At 34.6% G+C, this 3,646-nt stretch carries 5 protein-coding genes and 1 pseudogene; 5 read left to right on the plus strand and 1 reads right to left on the minus strand.

Annotated elements, in window-relative coordinates; all coding sequences use genetic code 11:
* Positions 1-79 precede the first annotated feature (79 nt).
* The 5 genes and pseudogenes from ACJ5GX_RS00015 to trpS form a co-directional block, all read left to right on the plus strand.
* Positions 80-265: pseudogene (locus tag ACJ5GX_RS00015) on the plus strand (peptidylprolyl isomerase); the annotation flags it as partial.
* A gap of 134 nt (positions 266-399) precedes the next feature.
* The gene (rpsP, locus tag ACJ5GX_RS00020; protein WP_006015540.1) at positions 400-714 is read left to right on the plus strand and encodes a 30S ribosomal protein S16; all 315 of its coding nucleotides are present in this window, start codon (positions 400-402) and stop codon (positions 712-714) included.
* Between the two features lie 10 nt (positions 715-724).
* Positions 725-1,711, plus strand: coding sequence for a polyprenyl synthetase family protein (locus ACJ5GX_RS00025; protein WP_052264648.1), 987 nt, complete (start codon positions 725-727; stop codon positions 1,709-1,711).
* Between the two features lie 62 nt (positions 1,712-1,773).
* On the plus strand, positions 1,774-2,334 hold the full coding sequence (locus ACJ5GX_RS00030; protein WP_007301960.1) for a nucleotide exchange factor GrpE: 561 nt from the start codon (positions 1,774-1,776) through the stop codon (positions 2,332-2,334).
* Between the two features lie 15 nt (positions 2,335-2,349).
* Complete coding sequence (gene trpS / locus ACJ5GX_RS00035) at positions 2,350-3,348, plus strand: tryptophan--tRNA ligase (protein ID WP_019236630.1); 999 nt, start codon at positions 2,350-2,352, stop codon at positions 3,346-3,348.
* A 7-nt stretch (positions 3,349-3,355) separates the two neighbouring features.
* Here the strand turns inward: trpS and ACJ5GX_RS00040 are convergent, their stop codons facing one another.
* Positions 3,356-3,520, minus strand: a complete 165-nt coding sequence (locus tag ACJ5GX_RS00040) for a hypothetical protein (protein ID WP_495292555.1) — start codon at positions 3,518-3,520, stop codon at positions 3,356-3,358.
* Positions 3,521-3,646: the final 126 nt, after the last annotated feature.

A 3,646-nucleotide genomic window follows, 5' to 3' on the forward strand; every position in this document is an offset into this window, starting at 1 on the left:
GGCGAAGGTCCTGGAACAGGATGGACTTTATACCCACCTCTATCGCAAATCATGTCTCACCCAAGTGCAGGAGTTGATCGATCCTATTCAATACAATAATGAAATTATAATAGGCGTTCTAAAACAAATGCATTCATCAAATGGTAAATTAAACATGCTTGACACCGGAAAACGTGTGATGATATCGCTAAAGGAACAGTTAATTAGCTATCTAAAATCAAAGTATAGAGTAGAAGTTAATCATGCTATGATTGATGATATATAAAAAAGTTTATTATCTTCCTTTTATGAGTGATTAGAGGGGGCTATATTGTATTTTTAGGTAAAAGAGGTACAATTAGTTTGACTTGAGCTGTTTATTGTATTTAAATTGTAATTAATATATGAATAAAGGTTGACATGGCAGTTAAAATAAGGTTAGCAAGGTTTGGGGCAAAGAAACGTCCTTTTTATAGGATAGTTGTAGCCGACTCACGAGCACCAAGAGATGGGCGCTTTATTGAGAGAATAGGACAATATGATCCAATGTTGCCAAAAGACAATAAAAATCGTGTTGTGGTAAAAGCTGATAGATTAAAACATTGGCTAAGTGTAGGAGCGCAAGCAACTGAAAGGGTAATGTGGTTCATTAAAAAAGGCATAGTAGATTTAGAAACAGAATCGAAAAAAATAGAAAAGAAAAAAGTTGAGAAAGTACAAGGGCAAGAAGCATAAGTCCTCTTAAATGCTAAACACTGATTTAACAAAAAGTAGTAAATTAGATGATATTGTATCTTCTGATTTATTGGCTATGAATGACTTTATCTTCAAAAATGTCAATGATGAAGGTACTAAGCTTGCTACCGATATTACATCTCATCTTATTAATTCAGGAGGAAAAAAGATAAGGCCTAAGCTCATTTTTATTATATGTAAAATGCTGAATTACTCTGGAGAGAGTAGGGTCAACATTGCTGCATCGGTAGAATTTATACACAACGCTACTTTACTTCATGATGATGTGCTTGATGAAAGTAAGGCACGCCATGGAGTTGCAACAGCAAATAAAATTTGGGGGAATAAATCAAGCATTTTAGTTGGTGATCTATTATTGACCTTAGCATTTAGATGGCTTATAGAATGTGGGAATTTAAGTGTTCTCTCTATTTTATCTAAGGCATCTAATTTGCTTGTCAAGGGTGAGATAAAGCAGATGACAACGCGTTTTGACCCTAACACAATTAGGAAAAATTATTTTAATATCATTGGAGAAAAGACAGCATCTTTATTTTCTGCATGCTCCGAGGCTGCATCAGTAGTATCTGGAGCCACAAGTGACGAAACAGAGAGGCTAAGGAATTTCGGGTTTAATTTTGGCATGGCATTCCAAATAATTGATGACGTGCTAGATTATACTGCTAATCAATGCACTTTAGGAAAGCAACTTGGAAAAGATTTCTTTGAAGGTAAAGTCACTTTACCTTCTATTATAGCATATGAAAAAGGCAGCTCATCAGAACAAAAATTCTGGGAGAAATCTTTTTCTTCAGCTAGACACAATTTTGACCAAGCATTACAATATATTAATCATCATAATGCCATTCATGTTTCTATGGAAGAAGCTAAACACTATATTAATATGGCGCAAAGTAATATTGATACTTTTTCTGATTCTCTTTATAAAACTGCTTTGATTGACTTTTTAAATGCAAGCATAGAAAGACAAGGATAGCTAACGCTTGATATTTTTAGATTGATTGTTATATATTTATTAAGTTTGTAAGGGTGAATGATATGTCAGATAGTAATAAAGAGAAAAAAAAGAAATTTGCAGATATGGTCAGTAAACGAAAAGGGGATGATCAAGAAGATCAGCAAACAGGTGATTTAAGTGAAGAGCTTAATATATTAAAAGAACGTGCAGTTCAGCTTGAAGATCATTTACGTCGCGCTGTTGCGGATAATGAAAACGTTAAACGTATAATGCAAAAGCAAATTAGTGATGCAAGTGATTATGCAGTCACAAAATTTGCACGTGATATGATCGACTCTTGTGACAATTTAAAAAAAGCAATGGAAAACTTGAAAGATGGTGATCCTATTCATGAAGGAATAAAAGTGGCGCACCAAAAGATTGTGAGTGATCTAAAAAAACATGGAATAGAAGAAATAGATCCAATAGGTAACTCTTTTGACAGCAATTTACATCAAGCTGTTGTGGAAAGAGAAGATAATGAAAAAGAGCCTGGCACTATTGTAGAAGTACTACAAACTGGTTATACCATTAAAAATAGGTTGCTTCGTCCTGCAATGGTTATTCTTTCTAAAAAATCTGCTGATTGCGAAAGTAACTAATAAAACACTCAAGGTATGGAAGAAGTTGTCTTCTCAGGTATTCAGCCAAGTGGAGTATTACACTTGGGCAATTATCTTGGTGCAATTAAGCAGTGGATAGGCTTGCAGGATAAATATAAATCTCTTTTTTGTGTTGTTGATCTGCATGCAATCACAGCAAATAAGCTTCCCGCAAATGAATTAAAAAATAATATTTTTAAAGCAGCAGCAACTTATATTGCATGTGGAATAGATCCGGAAAAGTCGATTATTTTCAATCAATCCGCAGTTAGTGGTCATGCAGAATTGGGCTGGCTGCTAGGGTGCTATACACCAATTGGTTGGCTTAATCGTATGACTCAATTTAAAGATAAGGCTGGAAGCGATAGACAAAAAGCTTCTCTTGGGTTATATAGCTACCCAGTACTTATGGCTGCGGATATATTGCTGTATCAAACTAAATATGTTCCTGTTGGCGATGATCAAAAACAGCATTTAGAACTTGCACGTGATATTGCATCAGCTTTTAACAATCATTATAAATGTAGTCATTTCATCATACCTGAAATCTTAACTTTGGATTGCACATCAAGAATAATGAGCTTAAGAGATGGAGCAAGCAAGATGAGCAAATCTGATTCTTCAGAATACTCATGCATTAACCTTGACGATACAGATGACTTGATTGTCAAGAAAATAGAAAAAGCAAAAACAGATTCAATTCTAGGCTTTGATTTTGCTACTTTAAAGTGCCGTCCAGAAGTAAACAATTTGGTAAACATTTATTCAGTGCTTAGTGATTTAAATGTGGAAAAAGTGTGTGAAGAAGTGAATAAACATGATATGAAACACTTTAAAAAAGAGTTAGCTGACTTAATCATCAGTGTTATATCACCCATACGTGAGAAGTTGAACGGTCTTTTGAGGGATCAGCTCCATTTACATAAAATATTAAAAGAAGGTACAGAAAAAGCAGCAGAGATTGCAAATAACAATATAAAAAAGATCAAGGATATTATAGGGTTTGTTCAATAGGTTACAACTATTTCTTCCCATGGCTTTCAAATCGTGCAGCTATTTTCTTTACACTAACATGAGTGAGAAGAGGTTTTTTACTAACCGGAAGTTTAGAATCGGACTTTGCTGTTATGGGGTTCATTTTAGATCTTTTATTTCCTACCGGAAATGAGTGCTTACTATTACCCACAAATATAAAGTTCGTGAGCAAGTCGCCATCCTTCTGCTAGATCAAAGAGACGTCTCCATCCTTTCCAAATAGTAATGGGGCCTGGTTCTAGATCATTTTTTCTAGCCAAATGTCCTCCAAGTTGAG

Source organism: Wolbachia endosymbiont of Tuta absoluta, assembly GCF_059414725.1.